Origin of the sequence: Alistipes sp. HGB5, from assembly GCF_000183485.2 — a bacterium.
In the GTDB taxonomy this organism is placed as follows: Bacteria; Bacteroidota; Bacteroidia; order Bacteroidales; family Rikenellaceae; genus Alistipes; species Alistipes finegoldii.
This window is the reverse complement of record NZ_AENZ01000071.1, coordinates 24,481-41,545: the sequence shown is the minus strand read 5'-3', so window position 1 is coordinate 41,545 and position 17,065 is coordinate 24,481. Positions and strand designations below refer to the sequence as shown.

Sequence of the window (17,065 nt, the reverse complement as noted above, 5' to 3'; positions counted from 1 at the left end):
CAAGGTATCCTCTTTTTCCATGCCGGATGCCGCCGGTCTCAATAGCGGTAATGCTCCGCCTTGTAGGGACCGTCGGGACTCACGCCGATATAATCCGCCTGTTTTTCGGTCAGGCGGGTCAGCTCCACGCCCAGATTGTCCAGATGCAGGCGCGCCACCTCTTCGTCGAGATGCTTGGGCAGACGGTAAACGCCCACTTCGAGCTTCTCCTGCCAGAGTTCCATCTGCGCCAGACACTGGTTCGTGAAGGAGTTCGACATCACGAACGAGGGATGGCCCGTAGCGCAGCCGAGGTTCACGAGACGGCCTTCGGCCAGCACGAAAATCGAATGTCCGTCGGGGAAGGTGAACTTATCGACCTGCGGCTTGATATTGGTCTTCACGGCGCCCGACTTTTCGAGCCGCGCCATCTGTATCTCGTTGTCGAAGTGGCCGATGTTGCAGACGATCGCCTGATCGCGCATCCGCTCCATATGCTCCAGCGTGATGATGTCGCAGTTGCCCGTGCAGGTCACGAAAATATTGCCTTCGCCGAGAGCGCTTTCGACGGTCTTCACCTCGAAGCCCTCCATCGCCGCCTGCAGGGCGCAGATCGGGTCGATCTCGGTCACGATAACGCGCGCTCCGTACGAACGCATCGACGCGGCGCAACCCTTGCCCACGTCGCCGTAGCCGCACACGACCACCACCTTGCCGGCGATCATCACGTCGGTCGCACGCTTGATGCCGTCGGCCAGCGACTCGCGGCAGCCGTAGAGGTTGTCGAATTTCGACTTGGTGCAGGAGTCATTGACGTTGATGGCCGGAACGAGCAGTTCGCCCGCCTCCTGCATCTGGTAGAGCCGGTGTACGCCCGTAGTGGTCTCCTCGCTGACGCCTTTCCATTCGGCCACCGTGCGGTGCCATTTATCCTTGTCCTCGGCAAGCACCTTCTTCAGCGTGTCTATAATCACCTCCTCTTCGTAGGAGGAGGGTTCGTAATCGAGCGTCGAAGCGTCGTCCTCGGCTTTGAAGCCCTTGTGAATCAGAAGCGTCGCATCGCCGCCGTCATCCACGATGAGCTGCGGGCCTTTGCCGCCCGGAAACGACAGCGCCATGACCGTACACCACCAGTATTCGGGCAGCGTCTCGCCCTTCCATGCGAAAACGGGAACACCCGTCTCGGCAATCGCGGCGGCGGCATGGTCCTGCGTCGAGAAGATGTTGCACGAACACCAGCGCACGTCGGCGCCCAGTTCCACGAGGGTCTCGATCAGCACGGCGGTCTGGATGGTCATATGCAGCGACCCCATGACGCGCACGCCTTTCAGCGGCTTCTGCGGGCCGTACTTGCGGCGCACGGCCATCAGTCCGGGCATTTCGTGCTCGGCGATCTCGATCTCTTTGCGTCCCCACCCGGCCAGCGACATGTCGGCTACCTTGTAGGGCATTGTCAAGTCTAAATACATAACTGTTTATTTTAATTTCAAAATATACTCCCTGTCTTTTTCGATCTGCGCCCGCAGCTCCTCCAGCGTATCGAACCGCCGCTCGTCGCGGATCTTTTCGAGCAGTTCCACGCGCAGCATACGGCCGTACAACGCCCCGCGGAAGCCGAAAATATGCGTTTCGAGACGCCGCGCCGTCCCGCCGACCGAAGGATTGCGGCCGAGGTTCGACATCGCGTCGTAAACCGCTCCGTCCATCTCGGCACGCGAACGGTAAACGCCGTCCTCCGCGGCGACGGAATCGGGAACGGCCACGTTCGCCGTCGGAAATCCGAGCTCGCGTCCGAGCCGGCGTCCGTGTTCCACAACGCCCTCGATAATCACCTTTTCCATCAGATTTTTTCGGTCAGTTTACGCACCAGACTGAACTGCGAGAAGAACTCCTTGGCGAAGACGCGCAGTACGGTATAGGAGGGAATCGCCAGCAGCATGCCGAGGATTCCGGCCAGCGACCCGGCGATCAGAATCACGAGGAAGATCTCCAGCGGATGCGCCTTGACGCGCGACGAATAGAGCGTCGGCTGCAGCACGAAGTCGTCGAGCCCCTTGAGGATCAGCAGCGAACCGATGATGACGACGGCCGTATGCCCCACGGTCATGCCCCCGATCGGGGTCACGATGCCCACGAAGACCGAAACCACGCCGCCGATAAGCGGCCCGGCATAGGGCACCACGTTCATCACGCCCATGACCAGCCCGATGAACGCCGCGTCGGCGGCTTTCATCCCGAAGGCCATCATCGTCAGCGACACGGCGACCATCAACAGCAGGCTTTCGGAGAGGATTCCCGTAAAATAGCGCGCCAGCAAGAGGGTTACGGAGTCGAGCGCACGGGTGATGTTCTCGTGATAACGTTCGGGGAACATCGCCGTAATCATAGCATAGAAAAGCCCCTCGTCCCGCAGGAAGAAGAAGGTGATGAAGGTGATGGAGAAAATAGCGATCACGGAGGAGAGCACGACATTGACGATCGACGCAAAGACCGTGTTGAGCGACTCGATGTCGATCACCTGCTTGAGCGCCGACGCGAGGGCCTCCGAGAGCGAGAAGGTGCTTTCGGGCATGGCGAAGAATTCGTGCAGGTAGCTTTGGGCGCGGGCTATCGGTTCTTCGATGCTCGCCACGACGGTGGCGAAATCGACGTTCGACAACTGGTAGATCTTATTGAAGACCAGCGGCACGAACAGCGAACACAATGTCGCCAGCACCACCCAGATGACGATCAGCGTCGCCAGCGCCGCCAGCCAGCGGGGCACTTTCCAGCCCTTGATATGCAATGCCGCGAGCCGTTTGACCAGCGGATTGCCCATGACGGCCAGCACGGCCGAGATCAGCACATAGACGACGATCGACCGGAAGTACCAGACCAGAAAGAGGACGGCCGCAGCAACCGCCGCGCCCGCAATAAACCGCAGGAAGGTCTGGGGTGTCGCCCTCATACATCGGATGAATTAAGCTTTCGGAAGGCGTGCGATCGGAGTCTGCGAACCCACCACAGGATCGCCGATCTCGACCAGCAGTTCGCTGTTCTTCGGAACGAGCACATCGACGCGCGACCCGAATTTGATGAAGCCGCAGACGCTGTTCTGCTCCACAGGCGAACCCACTTTCATATAGGAGATGATACGGCGCGCGATCAGGCCTGCGATCTGACGGAAGAGAACCTTCTGTCCCGAAGCCATCTTCACCACGGTCGTGGTGCGTTCGTTTTCGGTCGAGGACTTGGGATGCCACGCCACCAGAAAACGGCCCGGATGGTATTTGAAATATTCGACGGTACCGCCCACGGGAACCCAGTTCATATGGACGTTGGTGACGGACATGAAGATCGAAATCTGGAGCATCTCCTCATTCAGATACTCGTTTTCCTTCACGACTTCGGTCACGACGACGCGGCCGTCGCAGGGCGAAAAGGCGAGGTCGGCATCGTGGATGCGCACGCGGCGGGGTTCCCGGAAAAACGCGACGATAAAGAACCAGAACAGCAGCAACAGCACGGCGCTCACCCACAACAGCGAAATATTCGCGTCGCTGACCAGCAGGTGATAGATCAACCACCACAAAAATACGCAAACGGCGCCGGAAATGCCGATAATTTTGTAGCCTTCTTTATTTATTCTCATAACTTAATTTAGGATTGCAGTTACATAACAAAAAGCATATAGACGAAGACGAACGGCGCCGAGAGCAGCAAGGCGTCGAAGCGGTCCAGCACACCGCCGTGTCCGGGGATCAGATTGCCCGAATCCTTGACGCCCGCGGCGCGTTTGAACATCGACTCCACCAGATCGCCCAGCACGCCCGTTGCGGCCGCTACCAGCGCCAGACCGAGCCACGCCCATACATCGGCATCCAATACCCGCGCGGCAACATAGCCCATCGCCACGGCGCCGGCCAGCCCGCCGAAGAATCCCTCCCACGACTTTTTGGGCGAAAGACGCTCGAACATGCGGTGCCGTCCGACGGACATTCCCACCAGATAGGCGAAGACGTCGTTGGCCCAGATGATGAAGATGTAGAAAATCATCACCCACGGAGTCCACACCTCGCTTCCGATGATCGGAATATAACACATCAGCGAAAGGGGCAATGCTATGTAGCAGACGCCCATCAGCGTCGTGCCGATTCCGGAAGCCGGATTCTGCTGTTTGCGGTAAAGTTCGCAGATGAACATCGCGGGTATCAGCAGGAGCATAAACGCCATTCCGCAGGCAAAAGCCTGACTGGCGCCGCTCAGAATTTCGATGTCGTCCGACACGAACGCGAAATTAAGCGCGAAAAGCACGATGCCTGCCGCCATTCCCACGATTTTCTGCGGGGCATTGCCCTGCTTTTCGGCCAGCCCGTAAAATTCCAGCATGCCGGCGACAAGCATCGCCAGCAACAGTGCGCCGAAACTCCACTGCGACCAGATTACGGCCCCCAGCACCACCACTGCGAGGACTGCGCCGCTCAGTGTACGCACCATGAGGTTCTTCATTTTTTCACTCATCAGATATATCAGCGGGTTAGGTTCGTCGGTTACTTGAGTTCGGATTTTTCGGCGTTCGCGGCTCCCGAAGCGGCGGTTTTCGTTCCCGACGCACTTCCGGCATCGCCTTCCTGCGTCGTTCCGGTCCCGGCCGGCGGAGCGTCCGCCGGCGCAGCCGACGTTCCGGACGCGGCATCGTCGTCGGCGACGACGACACCCTTTTTCGGGTCGTCATTCTCCCGCGGCACCTGCGCCGCCGGGCCGAGTATGCGTTCGATATCCTCGGCATAGATCGTCTCCTTCTCCAGCAGCAGGTCCGCCATCCGGTTGATCTGTTCGCTTTTCCGTTCGATGATGCCACGCGCCTTGGCATACGCCTCTTCGATGATGCGGCGCACCTCCGTATCGATGTCGCGGGCCGTCTGCTCGCTGAAAGGCTTGGTAAACGTATCGCGCGTGCCCGACGAGTCGTAATAACTGATCGGGCCGATCTTCTTGCTCATGCCGTAATAGGCCACCATCGCATAGGCCGTCTCGGTCGCCCGCTCCAGATCGCTCAGCGCGCCTGCGCCCAGCGTTCCGTAGTTGACCTCCTCGGCGATCCGGCCGCCCAGCAACCCGGCCAGCCGTTCCTGCAGGGCTTCGTTGGTAACGTGGATGCGGCGTTCGTCGGGCACATACCACGTCGCGCCCAGACTCCGCCCGCGCGGAACCACCGTGACCTTCAGCACGGGATCGCATTGGGGAAGCGACCACATGACGGTAGCGTGCCCCGCTTCGTGAATCGCCGTGGCGCGCCGCTCGGCGGCCGTCATCGGCATATTGGGTTTTTCGAGACCTCCCACGATGCGGTCGATGGCCGCGAGGAAATCCTCCTTCGACACGAATTTCTTGTTGTGCCGCGCGGCGATCAGCGCCGCTTCGTTGCAGACGTTGGCGATGTCGGCGCCCGAAAAACCGGGCGTCTGGCGCGCCAAGAACTCACGGTCGAGCTGCGGATCGAGTTTCAGCGGACGCAGATGGACGTTGAAAATCGCCTCGCGCTCCTTGACGTCGGGCAGCCCCACCTCGATCTGACGGTCGAAACGCCCGGCGCGCATCAGCGCCTTGTCGAGAATGTCGGCGCGGTTGGTCGCCGCGAGGACGATAACGCCCGTATTGGTCTGGAAGCCGTCCATCTCCGTGAGGAGCTGATTCAGCGTATTTTCACGTTCGTCGTTGCCCGAAAATCCGGCGTTCTTGCCGCGGGCGCGGCCAATGGCGTCGATCTCGTCGATGAAGACGATGCAGGGAGCCTTCTGCTTGGCCTGCTCGAACAGGTCGCGGACACGCGATGCGCCCACGCCCACGAACATCTCCACGAAATCGGAACCCGAAATCGAAAGGAACGGCACGTTGGCTTCGCCGGCCACGGCTTTGGCCAGCAGCGTCTTGCCCGTTCCCGGAGGGCCTACCAGCAGGGCGCCCTTGGGAATCTTGGCGCCCAGTTCCTTGTACTTTTCCGACTTCTTGAGGAAATCGACGATCTCCATGATCTCGACCTTGGCTTCCTCCAGTCCGGCCACATCCTTGAACGTCACACGCTTGGAAGCGTCCTTGTCGAAGACCTGCGCCTTGGCTTTACCGACGTTCATGATGCCGCCGCCCGCACCGCCTCCGGCGCCGCGCGACATCGAGCGCATGATGAAAATCCAGACGCCGATAATCAGCACCCACGGCAGCAGGTTGATAAGTACGTTGGTCCAGTCGTTGGCTTTGTTCTCATAGACCACCGGCACGGTCTGTCCCGACTGCTGCTCGGCGTTCTTCAAATCTTCGCGGAACGAATCGACCGATCCGATCGTAAAGGTGAGCTGCACGCCCGTTTCGGGCAGCCGCTTGAAACGTTTGTCCACCGTATCCCTGCGGTACTGTTCGGCAGCCTCCTTCTTCAGAAAAACCTGCGCCTGATCGCGGTTCACGACCTGAATTTTCTCCACGTCGCCCTTTTCGACCATCTCCCGGACCGTCGTCCAGTCGCTGGGCAGCGGCGTGTCGTTGACATCGCCGAATACGTACCAGCCGATGATGAACGCGCCGATCAGACCGTAGATCCACAGCATCGAGGGCCTCGGCATGTTCATATTCATCCTATTATTGTTTTTGCGTTGTTGTGCCATACTAAAAAATTACTCTTCGTATTCGTATTTGGTCATGGGTGCGTCGGCCCACAACTCTTCGAGTTTGTAGAAACTGCGCAGTTCGGTCTGGAAAATATGCACCACGACGTCCACGTAGTCCATGGCGACCCATACGCCGTTCTGCTGGCCTTCGATGCGCCAGACCTTCTCGCCCAGCGTTTCGAGCACCTTCTCTTCGATGCTTGCGGCAATGGCGCAGACCTGCGTCGTGGAATCGGCGTTGCACACGATGAACCGGGAGCATATAGCCCCGTCGAAACCTGAGAGGTCCAACGATACAATATCCTTACCCTTTTTATCTTCAATCGCACTTACGATAGTTTCGATCAGTTTATCCATAAATCTTCAATAGGTGTCTATAACCTTGCAAAGGTACGAAAATAGAATGAGATTTGAAAATTAAGAGCTACAAAAAAGCGGGCGGGCGACCCGACCGGAATCGTCGCAACGCAGGGAAAGGCCGCAAGAGACCCGCAGTCCGCACAGATTCCCCGCCAAACCGTCCGCAGAATTCTCCGGCGGCGGCCATCCGCAAACCGGAACGGCGACACGACGCAGACAGCGGATGACAATGCGACGCAAATCGGAGCGGCGACACGGCACAAACGGGGACGGCAACCGATGCAGGCCGAGGATGACGACACGGCACAGGGCGGAACAGCGGCACGGCACAAGGCGAGAGCGGCGACACGGCACAAACGGGGACGGCGACCGATGCAGACCGAGGATGACGACGCGGCATAGGGCGGAACAGCGGCGCGCCACAGACCGGAGCAGCAACGCGCCACAGACCGGAGCAGCAACGCGCCACAGACCGGAGCAGCAACGCGCCACAGACCGGAACGAAAAAACAGCATCCGAAAAACAAAACGCGCCCGGCAGAAAAAACTGCCGGACGCGTCCATTTCGTGAAAAGCACGTCAGTTCCCGACCTCCGGGGCATTGGCCATAATCGTATCGGTCAGGGCCTTGATGATCGAACTTTTGACATAGGTCCGGCGCACGGCGACCGCGATCTTGCGCGACGTGGCGCCTTTGGCCAGCATCTTCAGCCGGTCGCGGTGATCCGCGGGAATGTATTCGACAGCCATTTCGGGAATGATCGTAAGACACGACGTGCAGTCCACGATGCGCATGAGCGTATCGAGCGAACCCGATTCGAACGAGTAGTGCGACGGCATGTCGCGCTTGGCCTGACAGAGTTCGATGATCTGGTCGCGCATACAGTTTCCTGCGCTCAGAATCACCAGATCGCGCAGGTCGATGTCCTCGATGCGGATGTTTGAGCGCTCATAAAGGGCGTTTTCGGGCGAAACGTATGCGAAGAAACGGTCGTTGAAGAGTTCCTGCTCCAGAATCCCCTCGCCGCAGGTGCCGCTGGCCACCAGCGCCGCGTCGATACGGTCGCGCTTGAGGGCCTCGACGATGTCGGAAGTGATCATCTCGGAGATCTCCAGTTCGACTTTGGGATAATCGCGCACGAAAGCGGGGATGAATTTGTGCAGCAGGTACGGGGCAATGGTCGGGATGACGCCCAGCCGGAGTTTACCCGACGTCTCGCCCTTGAGTTCGGCCACCGATTCGCGGATGTTGTTATAGGCCCGCAGCGTTTCGCGGGCACGCTCCAGCACCACGTCGCCCGCTTCGGTCGGGATCACGGGCTTCTTCGAACGGTCGAGCAGCACCACGCCCAGCTCCTCTTCGAGGGCTTTGACCTGCATGCTCAGCGAGGGCTGGGTCACGAAACAATGTTCGGCGGCCAGCGAAAAACTGCCGCAGTTGGCTACGGCCAACAGGTATTCAAGCTGAATTATAGTCATAGCAGACAATTATTCCGACGAGCAAAAATATAAAAAAAATCTATAAACAACAACTTTATTAGGTCGCCCGCGCGCTTTTTCGTATGTTTGTCCACAAAATACCGAAAAAACGAGAGCCGGCACTGATTTTCACCGCAGTTTCAGTGCCGCGGGGAAGCCGGAACTCCCGGCAGAAAGGGAGTTTGGGCAGGATTCCGGATGTGGAACCGGCATCGAGGATGCCGTAATGCGAGCTTGGCGAATTCCGCATCTCTGGAGCTGCCCGAAGCCATAGATAACTTAAATTCGTCAAGCGGAGGATTAATCGTTTTATGGGAAAAATCATTCTTACCGGCGACCGTCCGACGGGCCGGCTTCATCTGGGACACTACGTGGGTTCGCTGCGCCGCCGCGTCGAACTGCAGGAGTCGGGCGAGTTCGAACGCATCTTCATCATGATCGCCGACGCGCAGGCGCTGACCGACAACGCCGACAACCCCGAAAAAGTGCGCCAGAACATCATCGAAGTCGCCCTCGACTACCTTTCGGTCGGTCTCGACCCGAACAAATCGACGCTTTTCATCCAGTCGCAGATTCCCGAACTGTGCGAACTGGCGTTCTACTATATGAACCTCGTCACGGTACAGCGCCTGCAGCGCAACCCGACCGTGAAGGCCGAAATCCAGCTGCGCGGCTTCGCCGAGAACAACACGGAGGGCGACACCCAGCAGCGTCAGGGCATTCCCGTCGGATTCTTCACATACCCGATCAGTCAGGCGGCGGACATCACGGCTTTCAAAGCCACGACCGTACCCGCAGGCGAGGATCAGGAGCCGATGATCGAGCAGACGCGCGAAATCGTCCACAAATTCAACACGGTATACGGCCCCGCGCTGGTCGAACCGGAGATTCTGCTGCCCGAAAACGCGGTCTGCATGCGGCTGCCGGGAACCGACGGCAAAGCCAAGATGTCGAAGTCGCTCTGCAACTGCATCTACCTGTCGGACAGCGCCGATGAGATCAAGAAGAAGGTCATGGGCATGTACACCGATCCCGACCACCTGCGCGTGGAGGATCCGGGCAAGGTGGAGGGCAACATGGTATTCACCTACCTCGACGCCTTCAGCCGTCCCGAACACTTCCCGAAATACCTGCCCGACTACCCTTCGCTGGAGGAGCTGAAAGCCCACTACCGCCGCGGAGGCTTGGGCGACGTGAAGGTCAAGAAGTTCCTGATCGCGGTGCTGAACGAGATGCTGGAGCCGTTCCGCGAACGCCGCAAATATTACGAGGGACGCATCGGCGAGGTGTACGAAATCCTCCGCGCGGGGTCGGAAGCGGCCCGCGAAGTCGCCGCCGCAACGCTCGCCGACGTGAAACGCGCCATGAAGATCGACTACTTCGACGACAAGGAGCTGATCGCAAGTCAGGCCGAACATTTCGCACACAAGGAATAAAACCGCAACAGCAATAAAACCACGACGGATTTGAACTTACGCGCCGACCACATCTACCGCACGTTCCTCCGCCTCACGAGGCGGCTGAGCAACAGCCAGATCATGATGCTTCTGGCCGTGGTCGTCGGCGTGCTCGCCGGAGTGGGCACCTATCTGTTCGAGATGCTGCTGTACGGCATCAAATACGGACTGACCAACTGGTTTCCGGTGGACAGCTCCCACATCCTGTTCCTGATCTACCCCGCCGTCGGCATCATTCTGGCGACGCTGTTCGTCAAATACATCGTCCGGGACAATATTTCGGAGGGCGTCACGCGCGTGCTCTACGCCATGTCGAGCCGCAATTCGCGCATCGCGGGCCACAACTGCTGGACCTCGATCGTCGGCGGCGCCACGACCATCGGATTCGGCGGTTCGGTGGGACCTGAGGCTCCCATCGTGCTGACGGGAGCCGCCATCGGCTCGAATGTCGGACGGATCGCGCGGCTCAACTACAAGCACACCACGCTGCTACTCTGCTGCGGCGCCGGCGCGGCGCTGGCCGCCATTTTCAAGGCTCCGATCACGGGCGTGGTGTTCGTGCTGGAAATCCTGATGCTCGACATCACCGCAGGATCGGTCATTCCGCTGCTCATCGCCTCGATCACGGCCACGACGATGGCCTTCATGCTGCGGGGCTTCGACCCGATTCTGGCCGTGACGCTGGCACCCGCAGATGCGTTCGAACTCTGGCAGATACCGCTCTTCATCCTGCTGGGCGTATGCTGCGGACTGATGTCGTGGTATTTCACCTCGACGAACCTGCGCGTGAGCACGCTTTTCAAGAAGATCGACAAGCAATACAAGAAGTGGATCGTCGGGGGCACCGTGCTCGGAGTCCTGATCTTCATTTTCCCGCCGCTCTACGGCGAGGGTTACGAAGGATTCACCTCGCTGATGCACGGACAGGCCGAAAAACTCTTCGACAATTCGCTCTTCTACCGTTTCAGCGACATCGACTGGGTTGTCATACTCTTCGTCATCGCCACGATGTTCTTCAAGGTCATCGCCATGGCTTCGACCAACGCCGCGGGCGGCGTGGGCGGAACATTCGCCCCGTCGCTGTTCGTGGGCGCATTCACGGGCGCGTCGATAGCCCTGCTGTGCAACGCCTTCTTCGACTGGGACGTGTCGATCGTCTCGTTCACGCTGGTCGGCATGGCGGGCGTCATGTCGGGCGTGATGAAGGCGCCGCTGACTTCGATCTTCCTGATCGCCGAACTCTCGAACGGTTACGGGCTGTTCATTCCGCTGATGATCACCGCCTGCATCTCGTTCGCCGTGGACTACTACCTCGATCCGGATTCGATCTACACCAAGCAGCTGCGCCTGCGCGGGGAGCTGCTGACCCACGACAAGGACCAGTCGGTCTTCGTCTTCCTGAAACTCGACGAACTGATGGAGACCGATTTCCTGCGCATCAGGGAGAACTTCACGCTGGGCGACATCGTACACATCATTTCGACGGCGCGCCGCAACATCTTCCCCGTGATCGACAACTTCGGGCATCTGCTCGGCATCATCCAGCTGGACGACCTGCGCGAAGACATGTTCAAACGCGAGAAATACGGCCATCCGATTTCGGACTACATGATTCAGCCGCCCGACAAGATTCTGGAGCATGAAGCCATCCAGAGCGTCGTCCAGAAGTTCGAGGACAAACATACGTGGATGCTGCCCGTCGTGGACAAACAGAACCGCTACATGGGCTTCATCTCCAAATCCCGCATCCTGAACGCCTACCGCGAACAGCTGGTCAAGATACAGCAGTGACCCTCGGCCCGCGCAGATGCAGCCGTCCTCTTTCCGCAAGGAGAGGGGCTCTCTTCCCACCGACACAAAACGAACAGCCATGACGACAGAAAATCCTTTCCCTTGGGCCGACGACATGAACTGCGCCGTCACGGTCTGCGACACCGAAGGCGTGATCCTTTACATGAACGAGAAAGCCCGTGCGACCTATATCCGGCACGGCAATCTGATCGGCAGCAATCTTTTCGGCTGCCACAACGAACGTTCGCGCGAAATCATCCGCCGCCTGACGGCCGAGGGCGGTTCGAACGCCTACACCATCGAGAAACAGGGAGTCCGCAAGATGATCTATCAGACGGCTTGGCGGACCGGGGACAAGGTAGGCGGTCTGGTGGAGATTTCGATGGAAATACCCGCCGAGATGCCGCATTACATCCGGGGCTGAGGGCTTCGGGGCCGAGAGTTCCCGACGACTTGCGCCGCTATATAGCGGGCATGAAGCTCACGGCCTGCCCGCCGCCCGGAGCCATCGCCACTTCGAGCGTATCGGCGGATGAAACCTCGCGTTCCGAAATGGTATAGGAAGTGGGATTCGTCTTCCAATCGGCATCGGGACCGTCGGCGTAGATCGTCGCGCGGTATTTCGTGCCGGGTTTCAGGAAGTCGAGCGGCAGCGACAGCGTGCGGGGCTGTTCGTCGGTCGCCGCACCCAGAAAATAATTCTCCCCCGCGCGGCGCACCACGGCGACGAATTCGCCCGGTTCGCCCGCCAGCGCGCGCGACCAGTCGCAGTCCGCATCGAAGTCGCGGAAGAACCGGAAAGCGGGATGCCCCTCGTAATTTTCGATCAGGTCCGAAGCCATCTGCACGGGCGAATAGATGATCACCCACTCGGCGATCTGCTTGGCAAGGGTCGTATTCACGCGCATATCGACCTCAGGACCGCAGTTCCAGAGTTTGCGGCGCGGCGAGTTGCGCGTATTTTCATAGAGAATGTCGAACGTGCCGGGCGTGAAGTCCATCGGCCCGGCGAGCAGGCGCGTAAAAGGCAGCGTCACTTCGTGCGACGGCGGATTGCCCGCGCTCCAAGCATCCCACTCCTTGCCGCGCGCACCTTCGCGCGACATCATGTTGGGCCACGTGCGGCGGATGCCGCAGTCTTTGATCGGTTCGTGCGCATTGACCGTCATCCGGTATTTCGCGGCCGTCTCGACCACGTGCTGGTAATGGCGCACCATGTACTGCCCGTGATGGTTGTTGCCGCCGGAGATACCGCCGGCATAGCCCGTTTTGAGGTTGTGTATTCCCAGATCGGCGTACCATTTGACGGCGCGCTCCAGCTGGCGTTCGTAATCGGGGATGTTGCCGCCCGTTTCGTGATGGCCGATGATCTCGATCCCGCGTTCGCGGGCGTAACGCACGATCTCTGCGATGTCGAAGTCGGCATAGGGCTTCGTGAAGTCGAACGACTGGCTGCCGCCCCAGTTCTCCCAGCCTTCGTTCCAGCCCTCGAACAGCACTCCCTGAATATTGTTGACCGCCGCGAAGTCGATATGGCGTTTGGCGTTTTCGGTCGTCGCGCCGTGGCGGTCGTCCATCGCCCACGTCTCGACGCCGAGGTGCATGCCCCACCACACGCCGACGTACTTCATCGGACGGATCCAGCTCGTATCCCCGATCTTCGAAGGTTCGTTCAGATTGAGAATCAGCGACGAATTGATCAGCCCCACGGCATCGGGCGCCAGCTGCACGGTGCGCCACGCGGTCGTAAATTTATTGCCGACATGCGCTTTTGTGCCGTCGGGCAAAGGCGCGAGATCCGATTTGAACGCAAGTCCGTCCGTCTTGCGAAGCGTCATTTCGGGAAAGTCGTACAAGGCCGCTTCGTGAATGCTGCCGTAGAGGCCGCCGACCTTGAACGTCGCGGGGGTATTGGCGTCGGCCAGTTCGCTCAGCGGAAGTTTGCGGTAAAGCAGTTCGTAGGTGTCGAAGCTGGCGGGAATGGTCCACGAATCGCCGTCGGCGGCGAAACGGAATTCGGTCAGTTCGTCCGTCACACGGAGCGAATCCGCCCCGCACGCTTCGTATTCGTAGCGGAATCCCAGCCCGTCGTCGAATACCCGGAAGCGCAGCGTCAGCCGCACGCCGCCGCCGTTGCACAGCCGCACGGCCATTTCGTTGTAACGGCTGCGGTTCTCCTTGTTCTCGCCCCACGGCTGGGTCCACGTCTCATCGACGCTCGTGCGCGACACATGCTCGACGGCGAAACCACCGCCGAGATCGGCCTCGGCGGCTTCGAATCCCAGTCGGGAAGGTTCGAACAGCCGGACACCGCCGTCCGTAACCGAATAGGTCATGCGTCCGGCGGAGTCTACGGCGAACGCCAGACGGATCGTGCCGTCGGGGGAGGTAACCCCGGTATTTTGCGAACAGGCTCCGCACAAGGCCAGCGCGGCAAGAGAGAAGAGGAAGGATTTCATATCGGTCGGGTTAAGCAAACGGTTAAATCAAAGGAAAGCTTCGAATCCGGGCAGGCGTTTGACGGGCGAGAATTCGATGATCTCGTAATCGGCGACGCCGTGGATGCGGAACGGGTCCTCCGCCGTCAGGGTCTCGACCGCAGCACGGTCCGCGGCGCGGCAGAGAATGACGCCGCCCGTCCGGGGATTCTGCGGCCCCGAACAGAGAAACGTCCCTGCGGCATACTGACGGTCGAGGTATTCGCGGTGCGCCGCGAGGTGCCGTTCGACCTCCGCAAGCGGCAGTTTGTAAGTCAGCAGTACGATGAACACCCGCTACAGTTTTATGTCGTAAATCTGGATCACGCCCTGCAGTTTGCCGGCTTCGTCGGTCACGAGCAGCGAGGTGACCTTGTTGCGGGTCATCATCTTCTCGGCTTCGATCAGCTTCCGGTCGGCAGAGATCGTCTTCGGATTCGGCGTAGCGATATCGGCGGCCTTGATGTTGAAGAACTCGGCGCGGCGGCGCTCCATGGCGCGGCGCACGTCGCCGTCGGTCACGATGCCCTCGATGCGGTCGCCGTCGCAGATGATGATGAGTCCCAATCCGCCCTTGCTGATGGCGTGGATCATGTCCGTCGCCGAGCAATCGGGCGCCACGACCGGAAGATCGTGCGAACGCATCACGTTGCCGACGGTCATCAGCAGGCGGCGTCCGAGGCTTCCGCCCGGATGCAGGCGTGCGAAATCGACGCTCGTAAAGCCCCGCATCTGCATCAGCGACACGGCCAGCGCGTCGCCCATGGCGATCTGCGCCGTGGTCGAGGTCGTCGGCGCGAGGTGCAGGATGCAGGCTTCCTCTTCGACGCTCACGTCGAGGTGCACGTCGGAGTTCTTGGCCAGCGCGGATTCGGGATTGCCGGTCATCGAGATCAGCTTGTTGCCGTTGGAGTGGATGAAAGGCACGATTTTCAGGATTTCGTCGGTCTCGCCCGAATAGGAGAGCGCCAGCACGACATCCTCCTTCGAGATCATGCCCAGATCGCCGTGAAAGGCTTCGCCGGGATGCAGAAAGAAACTGGGCGTACCGGTCGAGGCGAGCGTCGCGGCGATCTTGCGCCCCACCAGCCCCGACTTGCCCATGCCCGTAACGATACATTTGCCCTGACCCGAAAGGATCATTTCGACGGCGTCGGCGAAGTTATCGCCCAACGTCTCCTTCATGCGCTTGAGCGCCAGCAGTTCGGTGTTGATCGCCTTGCGGGCCAGATCGAGAATCTGGGCTTTCGTGGTATCGGTCATTATAGCAGAGTTTTAATGAGGTTTTCCAGTTCGTCGAGCTGCAGCATGTTCGGGCCGTCGCTCTTGGCATGGTCCGGGTCGGGATGCACTTCGAAGAAGAAGCCGTTGGCGCCGAAGGCTTTGGCGGCCTGCGCCATGGCGGGTACGAATTCGCGGTTGCCCCCCGTCTTGCCGCCTGCGGCGCCGGGACGCTGCACCGAATGGGTGCAGTCCATCACCACGGTCGGAGCGATGCGCAGCATTTCCGCAATATTGCGGAAATCGACGACGAGGTTGTTGTAGCCGTAAATATTGCCGCGCTCGGTGAGCCATATCTCCGAAGCGCCCGCGTCGCGGGCCTTTTCGTAGGGATAGAGCATGTCGGCGCCCGACAGGAACTGCGCCTTCTTGATATTCACCGTCCTGCCCGTCTTCGCGGCAGCGACCAGCAGGTCGGTCTGGCGGCAGAGGAACGCGGGAATCTGGATCACGTCGACCACTTCGCCCACGGGCGCGGCCTGCCACGATTCATGGATGTCGGTCAGCAGCTTCAGCCCCCACTTCGCACGCACGTCGGCGAGCATCCGAAGCCCCTTTTCGAGTCCGGGGCCGCGGAACGACGAGATCGAGGTGCGGTTGGCCTTGTCGAACGACGCCTTGAAAATGATGTCCGCGCCGAGTCTTTCGTTGATCGCCACAAGACGCTGCGCCACGGTGTCGAGCAGTTCGACAGACTCGATGACGCACGGTCCGGCGATAAATTTGATCTTCATAAGATTCGATTATGAGTTAAGAACAAAGGCCGGGGAAGCCGCCGCCCGCCAAGCAGCCGGGCTTCGACTCCCGACTTTTCATTTTCCATGCCTGATCAGGAAGGCTTCTGCCTTCTCCAGATCTTCGGGCGTGTCGATGCCGATGGTCTCGGCATCGGTAACGCCCACGCCGATCTTATAGCCGTTCTCCAGCCAGCGAAGCTGTTCGAGCGACTCGGCCTTTTCGAGCGCGGACTGCGGCAGGGCCGTAACCGCGCGCAGGACCTCCGTGCGGAACGCATAGAGACCGATATGCTTGTAGAACGTATGGCGCGCCAGCCACTCCGACCGTTCGACGCCCCGCAAGTAGGGGATCACCGAACGCGAGAAGTAGAGGGCGCGCGACTGCGCGTCGAGCACCACTTTCGGGGAGTTGGGATTTTCGAGGGCTTCGAGACCGTCCGTCGCGGCGAAAGGCCTGACCAGCGTGGCGATGTCGGTCGCCGGATCGTCGAAGCAGCGTTTCACGGCTTCCAGCTGCGAGGCCCGGACAAAAGGTTCGTCGCCCTGCACATTGACCACCACGTCGTAGGTCTTGCCCTGTTTGAGATAGGCTTCCCAGCAACGGTCGGTGCCGCTTTTGTGGTCCGGCGAGGTCATCTCGGCCCGGCCGCCGAAAGCGAGCACGGTATCGTAGATACGCTCATCGTCGGTGGCGACCACGGCGTCGTCCAACACGCCCGCCACCTGCTCATAGACGCGCTGAATGACGGGCCTGCCGCCCAGCATCGCCAGCGGCTTGCCCGGAAAGCGCGTCGAGGCGTAACGCGCCGGTATGATTGCGATAAATTTCATCGTCTCGGTTATTTAGCCATAAAAATAAAAAGT

Annotated in this window: 16 protein-coding genes; 3 read left to right on the top strand and 13 right to left on the bottom strand. The window is 59.9% G+C overall.

Annotation, left to right across the window (positions count from 1 at the left end):
• Positions 1-38 precede the first annotated feature (38 nt).
• The 8 genes from ahcY to HMPREF9720_RS12295 form a co-directional block, all read right to left on the bottom strand.
• Entirely contained in the window at positions 39-1,448 is a 1,410-nt protein-coding gene (gene ahcY / locus HMPREF9720_RS12330; RefSeq protein ID WP_009598720.1) for an adenosylhomocysteinase, read from the bottom strand.
• Between the two features lie 6 nt (positions 1,449-1,454).
• Positions 1,455-1,820 (bottom strand): riboflavin kinase, encoded by a 366-nt coding sequence (locus HMPREF9720_RS12325; protein ID WP_009598713.1) that lies wholly within the window; start codon positions 1,818-1,820, stop codon positions 1,455-1,457.
• Positions 1,820-2,926: an AI-2E family transporter gene (locus HMPREF9720_RS12320; protein WP_009598703.1), complete on the bottom strand. Its 1,107-nt coding sequence runs from the start codon at positions 2,924-2,926 to the stop codon at positions 1,820-1,822. The genes HMPREF9720_RS12325 and HMPREF9720_RS12320 overlap by 1 nt, the downstream gene beginning before the upstream one ends.
• 12 nt (positions 2,927-2,938) lie before the next feature.
• The gene (locus HMPREF9720_RS12315; protein ID WP_009598707.1) at positions 2,939-3,610 is read right to left on the bottom strand and encodes a phosphatidylserine decarboxylase family protein; all 672 of its coding nucleotides are present in this window, start codon (positions 3,608-3,610) and stop codon (positions 2,939-2,941) included.
• 20 nt (positions 3,611-3,630) lie between these two features.
• Positions 3,631-4,479 carry a phosphatidate cytidylyltransferase gene (locus HMPREF9720_RS12310; protein WP_009598712.1) on the bottom strand — a complete coding sequence of 283 codons (849 nt, stop codon included), beginning with the start codon at positions 4,477-4,479 and terminating at the stop codon, positions 3,631-3,633.
• 29 nt (positions 4,480-4,508) lie between these two features.
• Positions 4,509-6,587, bottom strand: a complete 2,079-nt coding sequence (ftsH, locus tag HMPREF9720_RS12305; RefSeq protein WP_009598696.1) for an ATP-dependent zinc metalloprotease FtsH — start codon at positions 6,585-6,587, stop codon at positions 4,509-4,511.
• A gap of 39 nt (positions 6,588-6,626) precedes the next feature.
• On the bottom strand, positions 6,627-6,977 hold the full coding sequence (gene rsfS, locus HMPREF9720_RS12300) for a ribosome silencing factor (protein WP_009598690.1): 351 nt from the start codon (positions 6,975-6,977) through the stop codon (positions 6,627-6,629).
• Positions 6,978-7,558: 581 nt separating this feature from the next.
• Positions 7,559-8,458, bottom strand: a complete 900-nt coding sequence (locus HMPREF9720_RS12295) for a hydrogen peroxide-inducible genes activator (protein WP_009598692.1) — start codon at positions 8,456-8,458, stop codon at positions 7,559-7,561.
• Positions 8,459-8,769: 311 nt separating this feature from the next.
• Here HMPREF9720_RS12295 and trpS point away from each other — a divergent pair, with 311 nt between their 5' ends.
• From trpS to HMPREF9720_RS12280, 3 genes are all read left to right on the top strand, one after another.
• Positions 8,770-9,894, top strand: coding sequence for a tryptophan--tRNA ligase (gene trpS / locus HMPREF9720_RS12290; RefSeq protein WP_009598718.1), 1,125 nt, complete (start codon positions 8,770-8,772; stop codon positions 9,892-9,894).
• 30 nt (positions 9,895-9,924) lie between these two features.
• Positions 9,925-11,706 carry a chloride channel protein gene (locus HMPREF9720_RS12285; protein WP_009598695.1) on the top strand — a complete coding sequence of 594 codons (1,782 nt, stop codon included), beginning with the start codon at positions 9,925-9,927 and terminating at the stop codon, positions 11,704-11,706.
• A 79-nt stretch (positions 11,707-11,785) separates the two neighbouring features.
• On the top strand, positions 11,786-12,130 hold the full coding sequence (locus tag HMPREF9720_RS12280) for a hypothetical protein (RefSeq protein ID WP_009598697.1): 345 nt from the start codon (positions 11,786-11,788) through the stop codon (positions 12,128-12,130).
• Between the two features lie 37 nt (positions 12,131-12,167).
• Here the strand turns inward: HMPREF9720_RS12280 and HMPREF9720_RS12275 are convergent, their stop codons facing one another.
• From HMPREF9720_RS12275 to kdsB, 5 genes are all read right to left on the bottom strand, one after another.
• Entirely contained in the window at positions 12,168-14,165 is a 1,998-nt protein-coding gene (locus HMPREF9720_RS12275) for a glycoside hydrolase family 97 protein (protein WP_009598709.1), read from the bottom strand.
• A gap of 27 nt (positions 14,166-14,192) precedes the next feature.
• The gene (locus tag HMPREF9720_RS12270; RefSeq protein WP_009598702.1) at positions 14,193-14,477 is read right to left on the bottom strand and encodes a YciI family protein; all 285 of its coding nucleotides are present in this window, start codon (positions 14,475-14,477) and stop codon (positions 14,193-14,195) included.
• 3 nt (positions 14,478-14,480) lie between these two features.
• Positions 14,481-15,446 (bottom strand): KpsF/GutQ family sugar-phosphate isomerase, encoded by a 966-nt coding sequence (locus HMPREF9720_RS12265; RefSeq protein WP_009598708.1) that lies wholly within the window; start codon positions 15,444-15,446, stop codon positions 14,481-14,483.
• Positions 15,446-16,198, bottom strand: a complete 753-nt coding sequence (kdsA, locus tag HMPREF9720_RS12260) for a 3-deoxy-8-phosphooctulonate synthase (protein WP_009598715.1) — start codon at positions 16,196-16,198, stop codon at positions 15,446-15,448. The genes HMPREF9720_RS12265 and kdsA overlap by 1 nt, the downstream gene beginning before the upstream one ends.
• Positions 16,199-16,276: 78 nt before the next feature.
• Positions 16,277-17,032 carry a 3-deoxy-manno-octulosonate cytidylyltransferase gene (gene kdsB / locus HMPREF9720_RS12255; protein ID WP_009598688.1) on the bottom strand — a complete coding sequence of 252 codons (756 nt, stop codon included), beginning with the start codon at positions 17,030-17,032 and terminating at the stop codon, positions 16,277-16,279.
• Between the last annotated feature and the right edge of the window lie 33 nt (positions 17,033-17,065).